Source organism: Fuerstiella sp. (assembly GCA_022447225.1).
Lineage (GTDB): Bacteria > Planctomycetota > Planctomycetia > Planctomycetales > Planctomycetaceae > S139-18.
The window spans coordinates 22,458-41,589 of the sequence record JAKVAZ010000020.1; the positions used below are offsets into that span (position 1 = coordinate 22,458).

The following is a 19,132-nucleotide window of genomic DNA, read 5'->3' on the forward strand; positions in this document are numbered from 1 at the left end:
ACGATGAGTGAAGCTCGGACTGACATTCCACTGATTCAGTTTGAATCTGTTACGAAGCTGTACGGTAAAGTACTGGGAGTCAACGACATCAGTTTAAGTCTGCCGCAGGGGGCTTACGGGTTGCTGGGGCCAAATGGTGCGGGAAAGAGTACCCTTCTGAATCTGCTCATTGGTCGATTGGTGCCCACACGCGGTACAGTTCTGGTCTTTGGTCAGAATCCCCGAAATAACCATCAGCTGATGAGTCGTATTGGTTTCTGTCCTGGGTTCGAAGGGTTGTATTCATCGATTACCGGACTGAACTGGGTTAGTTTTCTTCTGGAAATGCATGGTGTGCCGCGACGTGCGGCTCGCAAACGTGCGGCCGAATGCCTGGCGATCACCGGTATGCAGGAATCAATGAATCGTTCTGTTGGTTCCTACTCCCGGGGAATGCGTCAGCGCACCAAGATCGCTCAGGCCATCGCACATGATCCGCAGCTGCTGATACTGGATGAGCCTCTCAGTGGCCTGGACCCTGTTGGTCGGTCTGAAATGACTGAAGTGATTAAAACACGAATTGCGGATGGGGCCAGTATCATTCTTGCCAGTCACGTGCTGCACGAAATCGAAGCGGTGACAGATTCGTTCCTGTTGATTTCGGGAGGTCGATTACTGGCATCCGGAACGACAGAAGATGTTCATAAATTGCTGTGTGAGTTGCCGGTCGAAGTTCAGATTCGCTGCGACAGGCCTCACCGGCTGGGCAGCCTCGTGCTGGATCACGGACTGGCCGACAGTGTGAGCATTGGTCACAGTCCGTCCGGAGCCGAAATTTTGCGTGTTGCCACCCGGCAGACTGCAGAGTTTTCGGCTCTGCTGCCAAAGTGGATTATTGATCACGGCCTGCAGGTGGATGAGCTGACAACAGCTGACGATTCACTGCAGACTTTGTTTAGTTCACTCATGAAAATTCATCGAGGTGAACTATGAGTGTACTACTGGCAGCTGTACGGTTTGAGTTTTCACGAATCATTACTGCCGGCCGAATCACATGGTGGTTTGTGCTGGCGGGATTTCCGATTCTGATTGCCGGCCTGATTCGTCTGTTTCCACTCGCAGAAGCGGGTAAGGAATTTGATTCGCATCAGGTCTGGTCTGTAGCAATCTATCTGCTGGTCCCGTGTATTACGTGTGCGATGGGGGTGCTGCTCAGTGCCGGGTCGGCAATTGCCACCGAACTGGAACAGCGCAGCTGGGTTTATCTGGCAGTACGCCCCAATGGAATTTTCTGGCTGCTGCTGGGTAAATATCTGGTGGCCATCGTATGGTCATCCACGGCGGCGATTGCGGGACTGACCATTGCCGTACTGTTCACAGGACAGGATACGATTTTACGGATGTGGACGGGGACAGCCGCTTTGTGTGTGCTTTCCTCGATGTCGTATGCAGCGGTCTTCCTGCTGATTGGAGCGATCGCACCTCGCCGATCCATGTTGTTTTGTGTGGTGTGGACCGCAGGTGTGGAGGGACTGATCAGTCTGATTCCCGCGATTATCAACCGTATGACGATACAGTATCGTTTGCGGGCGTTGTTTGTGGACTGGGTTCAGCCAGGTGATGAGATTCAGAATAATCCCCTGTTTGCGATGTCACTGGCTGATGGTCCCTGGTATTTCCAGATTCTCTGTTTGCTTGCACTTACCTCGATTTACCTGACTGTCGCCCAGGTGATTGCTCATCAGAGGGAGTTTACCGGGGCAGCTGAGAGTGACGTATGATGATCTTTCGCACTTACAGTCCGTCAGGCTGACAAAAATCACTGATTCCCCTCCGTCGTTGCTCAGACTGCCGATCATTATCCGTTATTGAAGTTTCCATAATGTCACCACCTGCGGATCGTTACGACGGTGCGAGATACCTCTATCTGCTGGCTGCGTTCATCGTCGTCGTTGCCGGGATTCGGGCGGCTGAATCGATTCTCAATCCTCTGCTGCTGGCCGTGTTTCTTTCCGTAATGTGTGCGCCCGTGTATTTGGGACTGTTGCGGCGTGGTGTCTCCCAGTGGTTGTCACTGGTGATCGTTGCCGGAGGATTGTCGGCCGTCGGATTTTTGTTGCTGGCTGTTGTGATGCAGTCAATTTCCGGTTTCAACGGAAACCAGGAGCGGTATCGGCAACAGATTCCGGAGCGGAAGGAGGAGCTCCGCAGATGGATCACTGCATGGTCTGTCGAACCTCGGGAGCCGGATCCGGAATCCCACAGAGAATCAGAGCCTGATGATTCGGAAGATGCAGCACTCCGAACTTTGCCCGCCGAGGAATCGCCGACCTGGCTCGATCAGATTTATGATCAGTTCGATGTCAGTACTGTCATCTCACTGGTTGTGCGCCTTGTTGGCAGCATCCAGTCTTTGCTGAGTAATGTTTTGCTGATTCTGCTGACGGCCGTTTTTATCCTGCTTGAGGCAGGATCTTTCACCGAGAAGCTGTCTCGGGCATTTCCACAGCGTGCCGGCACTACGGAGCAGGCGGCTCAGATGATTCGCAGTGTGCAGCGTTATATTGCTATCAAGACCGTGATCAGTATCGCAACTGCGATGTTGATCGGAATCTGGTTGAAATTGTTTGATGTTTCCTACATCTCACTGTGGGTACTGCTGGCGTTTCTTTTCAATTTTATTCCCAATATTGGATCGATCATTGCCGCCGTTCCTGCCGTATTGATTGCCTGGCTGGAATTGGGGGTTCAGCCGGCAGCGGGTTGTGCCATTGGTTATGTGATTGTAAATGTGGCGATCGGAAATCTGCTGGAGCCACGTCTCATGGGTGAAAGGCTTGGACTCTCCCCGCTTGTGATCTTTTGCTCCATGGTGTTCTGGGGATGGGTACTTGGGCCGGTCGGAATGCTGCTTTCTGTTCCGCTCACGATGACGTTACATATTGTGCTCGACTGCTTTGACGATACACGCTGGATCGCAACTCTTATGGGAGGCCGGATTCGAAGCGATCAGTCAGTCTGAATTGTAACTTCGTTGCCGATGACTATCGCACGACGCGCCCTGTTGCACTTCCCCCCATGAGCGCATCCACTTCGTTTCGTCCACTGAAGTTGAAGTCGCCCAAAACCGAATGTGCCAGGCAGGAAGCTGCCGCAGCGAACCGAAGTGCCTCCTGAGGTCCGGGGTAGTCCTTGTGGTTCAGTGCAAACAGCAGCCCGGCGGAAAATGAGTCCCCTCCCCCGACACGGTCGACGATATTTCTGATCTCATAGGGTTGGTAGGTGCCGTCCGTTTCCGGAGCGAAATACGCTTTGTCACCGGCGACATCAAACAACATGGCTCCCCAGTTGTTGTGACTTGCGGAGAGACTTTCCCGCAGAGTTGTTGCGATGAATTTTACATTCGGAAATCTTTGGGCAACCTGCCGGGCAACATCCGGATATGCATCGACCTCCACGTTACCCGAATCGACATTGCTGTGCCCTGCGTGAATTCCAAGCACGTCGCCACAGTCGGCTTCGTTGGCGATCAGTACATCGACATACGGTAAAATCTGATCCATTGTTTTACCTGCCAGGGTCCTGCGGTCGGTACCAGGCTGCCAGTTCCAGAGTTTGGCCCGGTAGTTGAGATCACAGGAAACCTGCAGTTGGTGTGACTGTGCGGCCTTAACAGCTGCCAGCGTGGAATCGGCAGCGTGCTTTGAAATCGCGGGGGTAATACCAGTGACGTGGAATGCCCGTGCACCGGCAAAGAGTTGGTCCCAGTTCCACGCATCGGGTGATGTGAGACCAATACTGGAACCATCGCGATCGTACGTGACGCGGCTTGGACGCTGGTTGGCTCCCGCTTCGACGAAATAGATCCCCAGCCGGCCGGTGGATGATCTGATCACACCTGTTGTTTCGATTCCCAGTCCTCGCAGTGTATTCAGACAGGCGTCTGCCAGTGGATTGTCCGGGAGTGCTGTAACGAATCCAGCATCTGCTCCCAGCATGGACAGGGATGCCGCTACATTAGCCTCTGCCCCTGCAAACGTGACGTCGATGGACCCAGGAAGTGTCTGCTGCAGGCGAAGGAAACCGGACGGAGCCATTCGCATCATGATTTCACCGAATGTAATGAATTCAGGCATGTGAGCTGTCTTTCGTCAAGAAGGGCGTTCCAGCATCAAACCGGATGGAAGATCACTGACCGGGACCGTCAACTGTTGTCTTTATTTGGGATCGTGGAGAATGTGTGCTGAGGGCCGATGTCGACCCTGTTTTTGATGTTATTCGCTTCTGTTTGCGTCCGCGATTTCGCGAGCTTCCGCAGCCCGACGAGTAATCTCATCCCAATTCTTATTTTTAATCGCATCTTTTGGCGTTAACCAGGATCCACCCACTCCAAATACACCAGGATGGCTCACCCATGATGCCATATTTTCAGCATTAACACCGCCAAGCGGGATAAACCGAATTCCCAGATGGGCGTATGGGGCGCGGATGCTGCTGAGCATCCTGAGGCCCCCGCTTGGTTCGGCCGGAAAGAATTTGAGTTCTCGGCAGCCCAGCTGAATGGCGGATTCGATGTCTGAAGGTGTCATGACCCCGGGGGCAAACGGCAGTCCGACTTTCTGTGCCTTTCTGACCACGTCCGGGTTGAGTCCAGGTGAAACGGCGAAGTGAGCTCCGGCTGCGAGGATTTCGTCAATCTGGTCGACACGAAGCACGGTCCCGATGCCTGCCAGCATTTCGGGGACGTGTTCTCTGATTTGTTTCAGTGAATCGATCGCTGATTCGGTGCGCAAAGTAAGTTCCATTGCATCAACCCCGCCTCGAAGCAGTGCCTGAGCCAGAGGGACCGCATCGGAGGCGTCTTCCAGGATCAGAACGGCGATCACCCCGCTGTGTTCGATTCTTTGCAGCATTTTGAGCGGAAACTGAGATTCCACGAGAGGACTTTCTTTGTATTGTTGAGTACACGGTAAGTTCCGGCGTACCGTTATTTAACCAGCGCGTGTACGTAGAATACCTCAAGCAAATCTGATTCCAACAGTCAGGCGCCGGCCTGTCCCGAATCCGTACAAGGAAATCGACTCATGGAATTTGAATCGATCTGTCAGCCTTCACGTCGAGCCCTTCTCCAGGCCACAGCAGCCACAGCGTTTGTGGGGACTGCGGCATCGGGACGTGATCAGTCGCCTGTACGATCAGTCAAAAACGGACGCCTCAAACAAAGTGTTTGTCGCTGGTGTTTCCGAACGATTGGACTTGACGACCTGGCAGCGGCTGCTGCCAAGATGGGTATGGTTGGGGTGGATCTTCTGTCACCCGACGAATTTCCCGTGGTGAAGAAGTATGGCCTCGTCTGTACGATGACAAAAACTCACGGGATTAAAGATGGCTTGAATGACCCTGCAAACCATGATTCGTGCCTGGAGGCCATCAATTCCGCGATCGAGGCAAATGCTGCCGCCGGATTTCGAAATGTGATTTGCTTCTCAGGAAATCGTCGGGGACTTGATGACCGTACGGGGATGAAAAACTGCGTGACAGCGCTGAAGAAGATCCTTCCGGTTGCGGAGAAAGCGGGAGTTGTTATCAACATGGAGTTGCTTAACAGCCGTGTCAACCATCCTGATTATATGTGTGACAGAAGCGAATGGGGGATCGAGCTGGTCCGACAGGTAGGTTCGGATCATTTTAAGTTGCTCTATGACATCTATCACATGCAGGTCATGGAAGGTGACATCATTCGATCGATTCAGAAAAATCACGATTACTTCGGTCACTACCATACGGCCGGGAATCCCGGACGTCATGAACTGGATGACACGCAGGAACTCAATTATCCCGCGATCTGCCGAGCAATTGTCGAAACCGGGTATGACGGCTTCTTCGGTCAGGAATTCCGGCCCACCAGAGATCCGCTGACAAGTCTTGCAGAGGCGGTTGAACTGTGTGATGTTTAAGCGGGGACCGATCAATCTCCCTTTGGAAACAATCCGTACGGTTACGCCGAATTTGATCTGCATTATGCAGTGGTCAGATTGACCGGGGGCTGTGCGCTGACGCGATCGTCAACAATATCAGGCAGCTGAAAATTCTGATTCATCGTGCTTGGGATGTGTGTAAAGATCTCAACACACACACACACAGCTGTCACGTTCTGATGACCATGTTCCCAGGCAGTCGTTGGATAAATCGGCGCATTTCGAGGACGGTCAGCGTTGCCAGAACGCGCGAAGGGTCCAGCTGAGTCGCCCGCACAACGTCATCAATGGGAGTACCTGTCGTTGTGATTGCATTCAGAATTTCAGATTCCTGAGGATTCAGAACCATTTCACGCGGGTGATGCACGGTTCTCTCTGCATCAGTTTTTGCCGGTGTGGCCAGCGGACCCAGCTGGTCGAGTACGTCATCCACGTTGCGAATCAGACTCACGCCGTCGCGAATCAGATCGTGACATCCTTCACTGGTCAGGCTTTCCACCGGACCAGGAACTGCGAACACTTCACGGCCCTGTTCCATCGCATGGCGGGCAGTGTGCAGTGCACCGGATTTTCGAGTAGCCTCAACGATAATAACTCCCTGACACATTCCGCTGATGATTCGATTTCGTTGCGGGAACAGCCCTCGGCGAGGTTTCTGGTCCAGCGGGCATTCACTGACAAGAGCTCCGTGGTCAGCGATATGCAGTGCAAGTTCACTGTGTTCCGGAGGATAGATCGATTCTACACCGGTCGCCAGTACGGCGATTGTGCGACCGTTTGCTGCCAGCGCCCCGCGATGAGCCGCAGCATCGATTCCGCGGGCCAGTCCGCTTACGACGGTGAATCCTGCTCTCACCAGCGCCCCGGCGAGGCGACCGGCGTTTTGAATTCCGTATGCAGTGCACCGCCGTGAACCGACGATTCCGATTGCTAATTGATCCTGAGCCAGCACAGAACCCCGGCAGTGCAGCAGTGCCGGTGAGTCAATGATTTCCAGCAGCAGTGCGGGATACTGTTCGTCACACGATTGATACAGATCGACACCACTTTCACTGCAACGCTTCAGGTATTGCAGGGCATCACACCGATCGGACTGTACAATGCGATCTGCAACTGCAGGGCCGAGTCCGTTGATCTGCAGGAGAATCTCACGGGGCTGCTGCAAAACGGCTCCGGCGGATCCAAACCGGTCAAGCAGTACAGTTGTCAGTCGTGGCCCCAGCCCGGGAACACGCGACAGCATGATCGCTGCAATTAAAGATTCCGGTTGTGTTGATTGATCCGACTGCATGCTGCTGCCTGTCGAAATCGTGAACTGAAATACATCACGTTAAACGTCTGTTTGTTGTTGTGCGTCAATGATCAGATGTGTGAGCCGTGCCACCATGCTGCTCAGGACCGAAAACTCAGTCCAGTGATCTGCGGCAATTGAATAAACGCCGGCAGTAGCCGGCGGGACAGCGAGGTTGCGTCCGGCAAGATCTGAGATCAGCGATCCGATGCCCGGATTATGTCCGATAGCGAGCAGTGTTGAAGAATCCGGCATTGCCTCAGCCTGAATTGCCGGCAGGTAGGCAGCGGGAGCCGCCTGATACAGGTCGTGGCGCGGGACCACCGGGATGTTTGATTTGAACTGTTCGGCCACACACCGGCCTGTCGCCAGAGTCCTGGCAGCAGCAGATGTGACAATAACACTCGGCACGATATGCAGGTCATTGAGCAGCCTGCCTGTTTCGCAGGCAAGCTGTCTGCCGGGTTCTGTGAGTTGTCGGTCGAAGTCCCGACAACTGTATTCGCCGACAGCATGCGAATGTCTCATTAATATGAGTGTACAGGTCATCAGGGATCGTATCGGGTTTCTGGAGGAAACAATGACAATCTAATTGTCAGTAACACGTTAATGCCTGAGGGGCGCGAGTCAAGCGGGGAAGTATGAACTGCAGGGATACATAATCCCCCGGAGTTTCAGACAGATCTCATCGTGGTCCGGCAGGTGGTGCAATGAATTCTGTTTTGTGCTGCAATACCAGATTGAGCAGTAACAACGTGCGTGCCGGGATTTGATTGTCGGGGGTGACTGCCCGATGAACACGGTATTGCTGCTCTGTAATTGCCCCGAGAAGGCGTTTGATCAGGCAGGTCATTCGCTCATGAAATTGTCTGAGGTCGGACCTTGTCAGGTCAGATCGCTGCAGTACGACGCCGGACGTGTCTATGTGTTTGTCTGTCGGACGACATCGATCGAGTCGAGCCAGCGTTGATGCCTGACTGCGATACAGAAAACCGGCTTCAAATGCGCGGCGTAACAGGCCGTGTTCATCAAACTGATAGAATGGATCCTGATCGAAGTAGACGGAGCAGCGACCGTTTCGGAAAAAGCCGATCGTGATGACTGCGGACCATCCGTCACAGACAATCTCGGCCCGTTCAACCAGTGCTGTCGCGTCCCTGATAAGATCTTCTTTGTCTGATTCCTGTCGCATCAAATGCTCAGCCCCTGTCGGCTGTCCGGTAATCCTGCAATTTGTGCGTCCATTTCCACCGATTTTGACAGAACGGCATCGTCAGCGACACAAACCTGCTGCACAAACACCGAAAATCAGCATATTCACGGTGGTTTTGCCCCGGAGTTCTGTAGCTTTGACGGTAGCATGCTGTTTTGCGGATCTGCTGTCCACGACGGTTCGATTTCCAGGGACGAGGGGTAGTTCCTGTTCCGCTTTACGAATCTCCAGGACCCGCATATGGGACAGGCTGACTCGCATCATGGATCGTCTCAGCGTTTGCTGGTTCAGGATGCTGCCCGGGAAACAGATGTTGCAGCGAAACAGCAGCAGATTCAGAATCTGTTGATTCGGGTGGGTGCGGATGCCGTATTGCTTCAGGATCCGGCCAACGTTGCCTGGTTTACCGCTGGTGCCGACCTCCACCGCTGCACGACGGATACGAGTCGGACGAGCATTTTTGTGACGCGCGACGCACGGTTGTTTGCAACGAATGCGGTTGATTCGACCCAGATTTTTGAACGGGAAGCATTCGGCCTTGGATTTCAGCTGAAGCAGCGGGAATGGTTTCAGCCGCATCAGGAACTGATTTCTGACCTGTGCCGTGCTCGTCGAGTCATCAGTGACTCGGGCGTTACTGACACTGTCGGTTCACCGGAACGGATTGCTGACCTCCGACTGCCACTCACAGATCTGGATGTCAGACGTCTTCAGCAACTTGGAAGAGTAGTCACGCATGCTGTGGAAGCGACTGCTCATGGTGTTCGCTCCGGCATGACGGAAGCCGATGTCGCAGGGGAAGTCAGTCATCGTCTGATCAAACGCACCGTAACACCGGTGAGAATTCAGGTCTGTGCCGACGGTCGCAATGAGCGGTTTCGTCACTGGATGTACGGGGAAAGCCCTATCGAACGCTACGCGGTTATTTCCTGCATGGCACGGCGCTGGGGGCTGCATGTTGGAGTTTGTCGCACCGTATGTCTGGGAAGCATTCCCGATGACCTGGCACAGGCTTATCAGAAGGTTTTACTGATCCATGCAACGGGTCAGTATTTTTCACGCAACGGATCTCAGCTTGGTGAAGTCTGGAAGAAGGTTCATCGAATCTACGAGAAATTCGGTTTGCCATGCGAATGGCAGCGGGCCGATCAGGCAGATTTGATCGGATTCACACCTGGCGAACATCAGCTGTATCCGGAGTCCCCCGTTGTTCTTGCATCTCCCTCGGCCGTTTACTGGCATCCAACGGTGGGGCCGGCCATGTGTGGTGACACGGTTTTGGTACAGAACAGGTCTGCTCAAATTCTTACGGCTCCGCGTTCCTGGCCGATGATGACGATCCAGGTCAAAGGGAGGACTGTTCCGTGCCCCGGTATTCTGTGTGTCCCGGCTTCCCCACCAAACAGTCATGCTGCAGGGGAAGAACCCGGTGGAACGGTCCAGCGTTCACTGGCGCTGGATGAAGGACCGGTTTCACGTCTTGAGTCCGTCTGGGAACTTGAGGTGACTTCGGACCGTTCGGTTTTTGAAGAAGACGACAAGGCCTATTCCGAAGAATCTGTTCTGGAATAGCAGGACTGTCGAAAATCAAAACGTTGCTAAACCATTCCAGGAAAATGTCTAATGAATCGATTGAGTCTGCTCTGCCTGCTTTCCATGAGTTTTGTTCCGGCGTTTGGAGCCGACTGGCCGCAGTTCCGTGGTCCCAACTGTACAGGAATTGCGGATGCCTCCGGCGCCCTGCCTGTCAGGTTTTCAGGAACCGATCATGTTGTCTGGAGTGCTGCGCTTGGTGATGGGATCGGTTGCCCTGTGATTGCAGACGGACGAGTCGTGACATCATCGATTTTCGACGGAAACCAAATTGGTCTTGCAGCTTATGACGTGGTGACCGGGAAACTTCTGTGGAAGCGGCAATGGCCGATCGGTGACATCGACCAGACCCATGAGACAAACAGTTATGCTTCAACAACACCCGCAATTGACGGCGATCGTGTCTATTTCTACTTCTGGACACTGGGCCTGGTTGCCGTGGACGCAAAGACGGGAGCGGATGTCTGGCACAGGGAACTGCCTGTACCGTATTTCGTATTTAAGTGGGGTGCCGGAATGTCACCGGTCCTGTACGACGACATGGTCATCTTCGCTCAGGATGATGATCTGTATCCTGCAATTTATGCTTTCGACTGTGCTACAGGTGAGCAGCGTTGGAAAGATGACCGGAGTGACATGGCTGTCAACTATTCACATCCGGTGATCTGTAGTACGGATACCGGTGACGAACTGGTGGTGGGCGGGACCGGAATTCTTATTGGCTATGACCCGCAAACCGGAAAACGTCTGTGGCAGGCTCGCACGTTGCTCAGAAACATCAAGACAACTCCTGTTTGTCAGGACGGAACGATTTACATTTCGCTGCAAAGCGGCGGGATTGCCAATCAGTGGCTAGCGTCCGTTGATCGGGCAGAAACCGGAAACAACGATGACAGGATCACACGTGACGAAGTGCAGGCCTTCGTCGGAACACGTCCGGTGCCGGACAGCTTTTATCAAAAGACATTTGGTCGGGGAGACCTTGACAACGACGGGGATCTGGAGGGCAAAGAACTTGATATCGCGTTCCTGCATCCCGCCAATTTTGCCGGGGCGTCGTTCGATGTAGAAGATCCGGCGGATGAGTTTATCGTGGCGGTCAAGGCCGGGGGGCGGGGCGATGTCACAGATTCACACGTACTGTGGAAGAACCCCACCAAACATACGGATCACATTGTTTCCCCTCTGGTCATCAACGATCGCATGCTTCTTATCAAAGCAGGGGGCATCGCCACATGCTTCAGTACCAAAGACGGATCATCAGTCTTTGGGCCGGTTCGTATTCGTAATGAAGGAAATTATTTTGCGTCTCCGGTCTACGGCGACGGCAAAATCTACGTGGCCAGTGAGAACGGCAGAATTGTTGTTCTCAGGGAAGGACCGGAGCTGGAGGTTCTGGCGGTCAACGATATGGGGGATTCCATCCTGGCCAATCCGGCCATTGCCGATGGTGCGTTGTTTGTAAGAACTCGCAGGGCACTGATGAGAATTCAGTAGCTCAGTCAGATTGTGGCCTAGGCAATAATCTCCTGGATAACTTTGCCGTGCACGTCCGTCAGTCGAAAGTCACGGCCGGCATGTTGGTACGTCAGTCGTTCGTGGTCGAAGCCCATCAGATGCAGCATCGTGGCGTGCAGATCGTGTACGTGGACCCGGTTTTCCACAGCCTGGTACCCGAATTCATCCGTGTTTCCGTAAGCCATGCCGGCTTTCACTCCACCACCCGCCAGCCAGACTGTAAAGCCGTAGTGATTGTGGTCACGGCCGGTTGGCACAGAATTGGATTTTAGGGGGATTTCCACGGCGGGAGTCCGGCCGAATTCGCCGCCACAGATGATCAGCGTTTCTTCAAGCAGCCCACGTTGAGACAAATCCGTGATCAGTGCTGAAATCGGACCGTCCGCTTGCTGACCCAGGTTTCTGTGTTCCCGGGCGATATTTCCATGAGAATCCCATGGTTGTCCGTTACCATGATAACACTGGACGACTCGCACACCACGTTCGATCAGTCGGCGAGCAATCAGCAACTGCCGCCCGTGCATGGTGTCGGACCGGTACTGTTTCTGAACGTTGGTTGTTTCCTTTGTGATATCCAAAGCGTCGGTAGCCTGGATCTGCATTCGATACGCCAGTTCGAACGACTGAATCCGGGCTTCCAGGCCCGCATCTTCTTTGCGGGTTTCCTGATGCTGTCGGTTCAATGTGGCCAGCAGATCCAGCTGTTGGCGCTGTTCCGCGGAATCGAGACGGGAATTTTTTATATTTGCGATCAGTTCTGTGACTTTGATCTTCCGAGTGTCCAGGTGAGTGCCCTGAAAAATCCCCGGCAGGAATGCACTGCGCCAGTTGGATGAATCAGCGACCGGCAACCCCGGACACAGGACCACGAATCCAGGCAGACTCTGATTTTCGCATCCGAGTCCGTATGTCAGCCACGATCCGTAACTCGGACGCGACAATCGTTCATCGCCGGTATTCATGAGCCTCATACTTTGCTCGTGATTCGGCGTGTTAGCGTACATTGACCGGATTACACAGATTCGATCAGCGTGGTCTGCGGCCGTCTTTTGGAATATTTCACTGCACCAAAGTCCGCTGTCTCCGTACTGATCGAATCTGAATGGTGATGCGAGTGCTACTCCTGTTTTTCGTTCCGTTGTCAGATTGCCCAAAGGCAATCGCTTACCGTTCCATCGAGTGAGTTCCGGTTTAGGGTCCCATGTATCCACCTGCGACGGGCCACCATTCAGATAAATATGGATGACATGTTTAGCACGTGGCGGAAAGTGCGAAGTCTTTGGAATCAGCGGACTGTCAGCTGCCTGCAGCAGCGACGGCAATGCCAACATACCCAGGCCGGTGCCGGTGGTACGCAGAAAGTCACGCCGTGAACTGGTCGCAGATTCAAACAGATTCATTGGATACCGCAATTCGTATCTGTGAACGAATTTTAATCAATTGAGACTCTATTATGAGTGCTGTCGGTGTCTGACGTCCAGCGTGAAAAAGAATCGGCGGCATCGCACACAGATCTCATGTTCACTGATATTGTCAGGAACGCTCCTGAGTGTTTGGAACCGTAATTACGTGCTGAAAAAGGATTGCGTAATATCGATTGCCGCCGGCCTGAGAGATTTCGGTTCATGATTGATGTTTATGTTCGTCACGATATGGTCATGTGCTACTGAGGACTTGTTTTTACCATATCGGGAAAATTTCCCATGTCTCGAAGTACGCGCCGCAGCTTTCTCCGAAAATCTGCTGTGTTTGGAAGCGGTCTGGGCCTGGTTGCCGGCAGTAGTCGTGGCAATGTGGCTGCCAACGACAGGATCAGTGTGGCCTGTATCGGTGTTGGCGGACGTGGTAATTCGGTGATGCGCAGCTTTGCTGAGGAAGCTGACTGCGACATCACCCATATTTGCGATATCCGGAAATCAGTGCGCCAGCAGCGGGGCGCAGAAATGAAGGAGATGACGGGGCGTATGCCCCAACTGGTCCACGACTATCACGATCTGCTTAATGATCCATCGATCGATGCGTTTATGATTGCAACACCGGACCACTGGCATGCCCTGCTGACGATTGAAGGCTGTCTGGCCGGCAAGGATGTTTATGTTGAAAAGCCTGCCAGTCACAATATCGTTGAAGGCAAAACGACCGTGATGGCCGCACGTAACCGCCAGTGTATGGTACAGATGGGAACACAAATTCGCAGTGCTTCCTTTTTGCGAGAGGCGGCCGATTACGTCCAAAGCGGTGCGCTCGGCAAAGTGATCTTTGGGAAAGCCTGGGAGACCAGTCGCAACAGCCCTGTTCATCTTCCGCCGGACGGGGAGCCGTCAGCAGCTATCGACTATGAAATCTGGCAGGGCCCTGCACTCGAACGACCTTACAACGAGGCCATTGTCCGAAGCGCCTGGCGATGGATGTTTGACTACGGTACAGGCGATCTGGGGAATGACGGTGTCCACCGCATCGACTTCTGCCGATATGTGATGGGGCTGGAAACGATGCCCGAGGCGATTTCCTGTTCCGGGGGTAAGTTCTTCTTTGAAGATGATCAGCAGTGGCCCGATACCATGTTCATCAACTACGAATACCCAGGCAGGATACTGCAGTACGAAATGCGGCTGTGGTCCCACCCGAAACTGTTCGGTGTTTCCGAAGGGGCAGCGATCTATGGGGAGAACGGCTGGGTCCTGGTGACCAACCGGGCCTGGAAGGCCTGGGATGCTGACGGTAAGCTGGTTGCTCAGGGAACCGGTGACAACGGCATGCAGGCTCATGCCCGAAATTTCCTCGATGCCATCCGCAGCCGAAAACGTGAATCACTGAATCAGGAAATCTATTCCGGGCACGTCAGCAGCCTGATGTGCCATGCCGGCAACATTTCCTGGAGAACTGGTAAAAAACTGCGACTGGATGCGGAGACAGAAATGTTCGATGACCCGATTGCCAACCAGTATCTCGGTCGGGAGCATCGCCGAGGTTACGAACTGCCTGACGTTAGCTAATTCGCAGGGGCTTAAACGTCATTTCTTCGAAACATGGCAATAGGTTGACCGTGCCATGCCTGTGTCACTCTGAAACCGGGCGCCTCGCGGCAACAAGTCCGAGCATGATGGTTGACCTGGCAGGCAGTTGCGGAACGGCAGTTATCGCCAGCGTCGGACCGCTGTCTGAAAAATACTGCCGGCATGCTGCGGTCAATGCCGCGTGATCACCGATATCGGACAGATAGACACGCACCTCGACCACATCCTTAAGCTGCATCTCTCCAGCCTTAAGAATTGCAGTCAGCCATTCGATCCCCTCACTGACCTGGTGTTGAACTGTGCCTTCCCTGCGAAACACGCCTGCCAGGTGCATCACGTTGTTGCTGAGGAGTCCTCGACTGTAGCTCCCGCTGGGAGGCTGGCCTTCTCCAATAACAGCCCGGCGGGGCTTTCGGCTGGCGATCATCGTGATTTCTACAGGGGAATCGAGCGGCAATTTTGCCACACCCATAGGAAGCCGCGCCGGTCGTGGTTCCTCAGTGATCATGGTGAGGTATGCATTACTGGCTGCAGCAAACTCTTCCACATTCTTCATGTACAGATACGCAGAGATCACATGTGAAAGATCCATGTCGGCAGCCTTCAGGACATCCTGGATGTTTTTGAGTGTCTGCACAACATGGTCACCGATGTCACCTTCGATCAGTTTTCCGCTCTCCGGATTGATTCCAACATGCCCCGACAAATACAGAGTGTCGCCTGCCAGAATTCCCGGACTAAACGGAAGATTTGACGCAGTCGTCCCTGCGGGACGGATGACTTGTTTTGGGCCTTTCACGGCCACCATCGCAATTTGTACCATCGATCCGTCCGGCAGGGCTGTGACCCCCAGCGTTGTTCTTGTGGGAAACTGCTGCCTGAAGAATGACCGGTAGGCACTATTCATTTCGTGATACTTTTCCAGATCTGTAAGCCACACCTGGACAGAAACAACGTCCGAAAAACTAAAACCGGCTCGACTGAGTTCACGATCAATGTTCAACATCGTTTGCGTGGTGGCTGACTCGATGTCTGCGGGTTGTTCACCTGTTTGCGGATTTCGACTGCCCTGTGCCGAAACGTACAGAGTCTCTCCGATGCGAACCGTCGCTCTGAAAACCGGGGTCTCCTCTGCAACTGTGGTCTGATGATTCAGTACCGAAAGCTGGCAGCCGATGATTGCCCAAACGGCGAATAAGGACTGTCCTGCCGGATTTCTGTCAGACATGTTGGTGCTCTTTATTGTATCTCACTCGGCGTGAGTCGAATTTGTGATGATGACGTGCTGCTGCAGACGACCAGTGTGGCTGCGGCGACCGGCCGATATGAGTGCCCACGATTTCTGACTATTTCGGAAGCCACTTTCGGTTCAGCTTACACACCATTGTGTAGGCGGGGTCGAAAATATTTCCCAAATCGTATCGAACACACTGCGACAGCAGCAGGTTGGCGCCGACGGCGTCGAGGCCGTAGTCTGTCTGCAGCCATCGGAGCATCTCGGTGGTGGCATGCTGCACGGCCTGATCCAGTGGTCGGGCGTTGCCGACCGTCATGATCCAGTCTTCATTTTCCGCACGTGGCCAGCCGATGGATTTTTTCCTGATGTGTCGCAGTGTTACGCGTACGTCCATGGATATTTCGACGCCTGATCCGACAATTTCGCCGTCTCCCTGAGCTGCATGTCCGTCCCCCAGAAAAAACAAAGCACCGGGTTCAAACACCGGGAAATGAACCGTCGTGCCGGCAACGAAACCACGGTAGTCCATATTGCCGCCGTGTTCGGCAGAGGTCGCGGTCGAGATCGCCTGCCCTCTGGCGGCCGCCACACCAAAACATCCCAGCATGGGTTCCAGAGGGATACTCAGTCGTCCGAGGTTGGACTCGGGGGCAATCAGTGTCGCAGTCTCTGTATCGACGTCCACGTCCCAGTCTGCCTGTTCGGTCTGCGGCAATTCAACGACGTAGTCCGGGTCAACAACATTTGGCGCAACTGCGCTGCGACAAAAACCGTATCGACGATTGGGCCGAACCTCATTGATTTCGACGACCAGAGTATCTCCGGGCTCGCAGCCTTCAACATAGAACGGCCCGGTTTGAGGATTGCCTCGTGGTGTCACCTGCCTGCGATGTTGATCGAAGCCGCGGGCATCGACCGTTGTTGTGACAATGGTGTCTCCGTTGCCAACGTGCAGCACCGGCTCGTGTGGTCCCATCGTGGTGTAGTAACGGGATGGCGTAAATCGATGTTCCATTTTGAGTACTCCGATTGCGACTGACGGTTTGGTCGATCTGAAGTGGTTGCCGCAGTCAGGAGGAACAGGATCGCGATGCGATCGAAAGTCAGTGCGAAATTCGCTACGTTTGACCACATGAGCGTTTAGCGTTGACTTTTCTCTGAGAAAGTTGCCCGTGACAACAAAATCAATGCCCAAAATCGTAGTACCCGGTGATGATCCAGTGCAAATCACCGGGTCTCCGCACCTCGACCGATTGTCAGAATTTGGTGAGATTGTCATCTTTTCCGACCGGCCCGAGACGGATGAAGAAAAGGTCCGCCGTCTGCACGATGCCGACGTGCTGATCAACTCGCGCGGGGCCGTCAAATGGCCTGGCAGCGTGTTAAACCGTCTGCCGCGACTGCGTTTCATCACCGTCTGTGGTATCGGGACCGATCCCATCGACCTGCAGACAGCTCGTAAACAGGGTGTCGTTGTTTCCAATATTCCAGGCAAAACGGCGCCGGTGGTTGCTGAACACTCGTTGTGCCTGATGTGCGCAGCGGCGAAACGAGTTGCGTTTCAAACTGCGGAGCTTAAGGAGGGCCGATGGACCAGACAGGAAAATATTCTGCTTGCAGGAAAGACGCTCGGGATTGTCGGTGCCGGTCCGATTGGCAGTCATATGGCGAAGCTTGGCAGAGCAATCGGAATGCACGTCATTGCCTGGACGTTTAATCCAACGGACGAGCGAGCTGAAGATCTGGGAGTGCGGTTCGTTGAGCTTGACGAACTGCTGCGGACCAGCGATGTCGTCAGCCTGCACGTTAAGCTGACGGAAGAAAGCCGGCACATGATCGGTAAACGTGAATTGGAGCTGATGAAGCCTGGTGGTTTACTTGTCAACACAGCTCGTGGAGCGGTCGTCGATACGAACGCTCTCGTTGAATCTTTGAACTCCGGTCAACTGGCGGGGGCAGCGCTTGATGTCTTTGAAGCTGAACCGCTGCCGAGTGACGATCCCCTGCTCCATTGCGAACAGCTCGTTCTCACACCACACGCCGCTGATCAAACGCCGGAAGGGCTGGATCTTCTGAACGAAGGGGTCGTGGACAACGTCATTGCTTTTTTGGAAGGCCGGCCACGAAATATTGTGACATGAGTCATTTGAACGCGACGGCTCATGCCTGCTGACGCAGCAGGACGGCCGCTTCCGAAAGACGTTGCAGTTTTTGAAATGATTCATCCAGCGGAATCCCATGATCTTTGCTGGGAGAGAATCCGCAGTCGGGAGTCAGAGTCAGCCGTTCAGCGGCGACATACTGCAATGCTTTATCCACGCGTTCGACGATTTGTTCCGCCGAATCGATTTCGGGAAAACGCACATCAACACAACCGAGACCGACTTGCACATCGTCTGCAAGTTCTGTCAGAACCGCCACGTCACCGGCGACGGGGATACTGAATTCCATCATCAATTGTTCGACTCGGAGTTGTTTGAGGTGATCAAGGATCGCCTCGTAACCCCCTGCTGCACCCCAGCCGCGTCTGGCCCAGTTTCTTCGGCACAAGTGAACGGCGAGTGTCACGCCTTCCACGCCGTCAACAATTTCATTAATCCAGTCCACTGCACGTCGCATTTCGGCTTCGGGATCGTCGAACTGAGCTCGGACGTCGGGATCGACCAGCACGCATAAGTGTGGTTCGTCGAGTTGAATCATATCCACGCCGGCCTCGCGAATCGCCAGTAATTCTTGACGCAGTACGGGCACCAGAGCTTCACAGAATGCTTCCCGGGTCGGGTAGGCATCGCGGGAATAATCCGGTTCCCACATCCGCTGCCCGATCAGATAGGGAGATGGTAAGGCGACTTTGATGTGACGATCAGTGCACTGACGAAGAAAATGAGCTTCATCTGCAGCCACACCTGGACGTTTCATTGAGACACGCTGAGTGACCACCTGGTGGTAACCAAACAGTTCGCGGTCGATCCAGCTAAACCCGTGGAGCACTTCTGCGATGATGTCCACATAAGTCTCCCTGCGCCACTCGCCATCAGAGACAATGTCGATGCCTGCCTGCTCCTGCAGGCCAACAACAAATCGAACGGCGTCATCGGTTCGCTGTTTGAGATCGGAGTTAAGTCCCTGCCCGTGCTGTGTCCCGGCCGCCAGCAGATCCTTCACGTATCGGGGACGCGGCATGCTTCCGATTACGGCGGTTGGAAACAGTGGTAGAGGATCTGACATGGATGTGGTTCCGGAAATTCGTGACCGTTGTGAAAGACTTGGAGAGTGGAAAAATAACGGCAGGTCTGCACAGTCGCA

The 19,132-nt window shown here is 53.9% G+C and carries 17 protein-coding genes; 8 read left to right on the forward strand and 9 right to left on the reverse strand.

Annotated elements, in window-relative coordinates; translation table 11 throughout:
* Positions 1 to 3: 3 nt before the first annotated feature.
* From MK110_18910 to MK110_18920, 3 genes are all read left to right on the forward strand, one after another.
* Positions 4 to 972 carry an ABC transporter ATP-binding protein gene (locus tag MK110_18910; GenBank protein MCH2213376.1) on the forward strand — a complete coding sequence of 323 codons (969 nt, stop codon included), beginning with the start codon at positions 4 to 6 and terminating at the stop codon, positions 970 to 972.
* Positions 969 to 1,760 carry a hypothetical protein gene (locus MK110_18915; GenBank protein ID MCH2213377.1) on the forward strand — a complete coding sequence of 264 codons (792 nt, stop codon included), beginning with the start codon at positions 969 to 971 and terminating at the stop codon, positions 1,758 to 1,760. The genes MK110_18910 and MK110_18915 overlap by 4 nt, the downstream gene beginning before the upstream one ends.
* A 101-nt stretch (positions 1,761 to 1,861) precedes the next feature.
* Complete coding sequence (locus MK110_18920) at positions 1,862 to 3,001, forward strand: AI-2E family transporter (protein ID MCH2213378.1); 1,140 nt, start codon at positions 1,862 to 1,864, stop codon at positions 2,999 to 3,001.
* A gap of 22 nt (positions 3,002 to 3,023) precedes the next feature.
* Here MK110_18920 and MK110_18925 read toward each other — a convergent pair whose 3' ends face one another.
* Together MK110_18925 and eda are read right to left on the reverse strand one after the other, a co-directional pair.
* Positions 3,024 to 4,115 (reverse strand): sugar kinase, encoded by a 1,092-nt coding sequence (locus tag MK110_18925; GenBank protein MCH2213379.1) that lies wholly within the window; start codon positions 4,113 to 4,115, stop codon positions 3,024 to 3,026.
* Between the two features lie 138 nt (positions 4,116 to 4,253).
* On the reverse strand, positions 4,254 to 4,916 hold the full coding sequence (gene eda, locus MK110_18930; protein ID MCH2213380.1) for a bifunctional 4-hydroxy-2-oxoglutarate aldolase/2-dehydro-3-deoxy-phosphogluconate aldolase: 663 nt from the start codon (positions 4,914 to 4,916) through the stop codon (positions 4,254 to 4,256).
* Between the two features lie 147 nt (positions 4,917 to 5,063).
* Here eda and MK110_18935 point away from each other — a divergent pair, with 147 nt between their 5' ends.
* A complete protein-coding gene (locus MK110_18935) occupies positions 5,064 to 5,936 on the forward strand; it encodes a TIM barrel protein (protein ID MCH2213381.1) in 873 nt (290 codons plus the stop codon).
* Between the two features lie 190 nt (positions 5,937 to 6,126).
* Here MK110_18935 and dprA read toward each other — a convergent pair whose 3' ends face one another.
* From dprA to MK110_18950, 3 genes are all read right to left on the reverse strand, one after another.
* A complete protein-coding gene (dprA, locus tag MK110_18940; protein MCH2213382.1) occupies positions 6,127 to 7,248 on the reverse strand; it encodes a DNA-processing protein DprA in 1,122 nt (373 codons plus the stop codon).
* Positions 7,249 to 7,287: 39 nt separating this feature from the next.
* Complete coding sequence (locus MK110_18945; protein ID MCH2213383.1) at positions 7,288 to 7,776, reverse strand: hypothetical protein; 489 nt, start codon at positions 7,774 to 7,776, stop codon at positions 7,288 to 7,290.
* A 157-nt stretch (positions 7,777 to 7,933) separates the two neighbouring features.
* Positions 7,934 to 8,440 carry a hypothetical protein gene (locus MK110_18950; GenBank protein MCH2213384.1) on the reverse strand — a complete coding sequence of 169 codons (507 nt, stop codon included), beginning with the start codon at positions 8,438 to 8,440 and terminating at the stop codon, positions 7,934 to 7,936.
* A gap of 261 nt (positions 8,441 to 8,701) precedes the next feature.
* Here MK110_18950 and MK110_18955 point away from each other — a divergent pair, with 261 nt between their 5' ends.
* Positions 8,702 to 10,033: a M24 family metallopeptidase gene (locus MK110_18955; protein MCH2213385.1), complete on the forward strand. Its 1,332-nt coding sequence runs from the start codon at positions 8,702 to 8,704 to the stop codon at positions 10,031 to 10,033.
* A 51-nt stretch (positions 10,034 to 10,084) separates the two neighbouring features.
* Positions 10,085 to 11,551 (forward strand): PQQ-binding-like beta-propeller repeat protein, encoded by a 1,467-nt coding sequence (locus tag MK110_18960; protein MCH2213386.1) that lies wholly within the window; start codon positions 10,085 to 10,087, stop codon positions 11,549 to 11,551.
* Between the two features lie 17 nt (positions 11,552 to 11,568).
* On the opposite strand, the gene MK110_18965 is transcribed toward MK110_18960, so the two are convergent.
* Entirely contained in the window at positions 11,569 to 12,972 is a 1,404-nt protein-coding gene (locus MK110_18965; GenBank protein MCH2213387.1) for a DUF1501 domain-containing protein, read from the reverse strand.
* A 303-nt stretch (positions 12,973 to 13,275) separates the two neighbouring features.
* Here MK110_18965 and MK110_18970 point away from each other — a divergent pair, with 303 nt between their 5' ends.
* On the forward strand, positions 13,276 to 14,568 hold the full coding sequence (locus MK110_18970) for a Gfo/Idh/MocA family oxidoreductase (GenBank protein ID MCH2213388.1): 1,293 nt from the start codon (positions 13,276 to 13,278) through the stop codon (positions 14,566 to 14,568).
* Positions 14,569 to 14,632: 64 nt separating this feature from the next.
* Here the strand turns inward: MK110_18970 and MK110_18975 are convergent, their stop codons facing one another.
* Together MK110_18975 and MK110_18980 are read right to left on the reverse strand one after the other, a co-directional pair.
* Positions 14,633 to 15,817, reverse strand: coding sequence for a RidA family protein (locus MK110_18975; protein ID MCH2213389.1), 1,185 nt, complete (start codon positions 15,815 to 15,817; stop codon positions 14,633 to 14,635).
* A 118-nt stretch (positions 15,818 to 15,935) separates the two neighbouring features.
* Entirely contained in the window at positions 15,936 to 16,841 is a 906-nt protein-coding gene (locus MK110_18980) for an acetamidase/formamidase family protein (GenBank protein MCH2213390.1), read from the reverse strand.
* Between the two features lie 157 nt (positions 16,842 to 16,998).
* Here MK110_18980 and MK110_18985 point away from each other — a divergent pair, with 157 nt between their 5' ends.
* A complete protein-coding gene (locus MK110_18985) occupies positions 16,999 to 17,967 on the forward strand; it encodes a hypothetical protein (GenBank protein MCH2213391.1) in 969 nt (322 codons plus the stop codon).
* 19 nt (positions 17,968 to 17,986) lie between these two features.
* Here MK110_18985 and MK110_18990 read toward each other — a convergent pair whose 3' ends face one another.
* The gene (locus MK110_18990) at positions 17,987 to 19,054 is read right to left on the reverse strand and encodes a cobalamin-independent methionine synthase II family protein (protein ID MCH2213392.1); all 1,068 of its coding nucleotides are present in this window, start codon (positions 19,052 to 19,054) and stop codon (positions 17,987 to 17,989) included.
* Positions 19,055 to 19,132: the final 78 nt, after the last annotated feature.

Coding starts and splice junctions, on each gene's coding strand:
- MK110_18935 (MCH2213381.1), top strand. CDS start 5,064: ATGGAATTTGAATCGATCTGTCAGCCTTCACGTCGAGCCCTTCTCCAG.
- MK110_18960 (MCH2213386.1), top strand. CDS start 10,085: ATGAATCGATTGAGTCTGCTCTGCCTGCTTTCCATGAGTTTTGTTCCG.
- MK110_18965 (MCH2213387.1), bottom strand. CDS start 12,972: ATGAATCTGTTTGAATCTGCGACCAGTTCACGGCGTGACTTTCTGCGT.
- MK110_18950 (MCH2213384.1), bottom strand. CDS start 8,440: ATGCGACAGGAATCAGACAAAGAAGATCTTATCAGGGACGCGACAGCA.
- MK110_18975 (MCH2213389.1), bottom strand. CDS start 15,817: ATGTCTGACAGAAATCCGGCAGGACAGTCCTTATTCGCCGTTTGGGCA.
- MK110_18970 (MCH2213388.1), top strand. CDS start 13,276: ATGTCTCGAAGTACGCGCCGCAGCTTTCTCCGAAAATCTGCTGTGTTT.
- MK110_18990 (MCH2213392.1), bottom strand. CDS start 19,054: ATGTCAGATCCTCTACCACTGTTTCCAACCGCCGTAATCGGAAGCATG.
- MK110_18945 (MCH2213383.1), bottom strand. CDS start 7,776: ATGAGACATTCGCATGCTGTCGGCGAATACAGTTGTCGGGACTTCGAC.
- MK110_18980 (MCH2213390.1), bottom strand. CDS start 16,841: ATGGAACATCGATTTACGCCATCCCGTTACTACACCACGATGGGACCA.
- MK110_18955 (MCH2213385.1), top strand. CDS start 8,702: ATGGGACAGGCTGACTCGCATCATGGATCGTCTCAGCGTTTGCTGGTT.
- dprA (MCH2213382.1), bottom strand. CDS start 7,248: ATGCAGTCGGATCAATCAACACAACCGGAATCTTTAATTGCAGCGATC.
- MK110_18910 (MCH2213376.1), top strand. CDS start 4: ATGAGTGAAGCTCGGACTGACATTCCACTGATTCAGTTTGAATCTGTT.
- MK110_18925 (MCH2213379.1), bottom strand. CDS start 4,115: ATGCCTGAATTCATTACATTCGGTGAAATCATGATGCGAATGGCTCCG.
- MK110_18915 (MCH2213377.1), top strand. CDS start 969: ATGAGTGTACTACTGGCAGCTGTACGGTTTGAGTTTTCACGAATCATT.
- MK110_18920 (MCH2213378.1), top strand. CDS start 1,862: ATGTCACCACCTGCGGATCGTTACGACGGTGCGAGATACCTCTATCTG.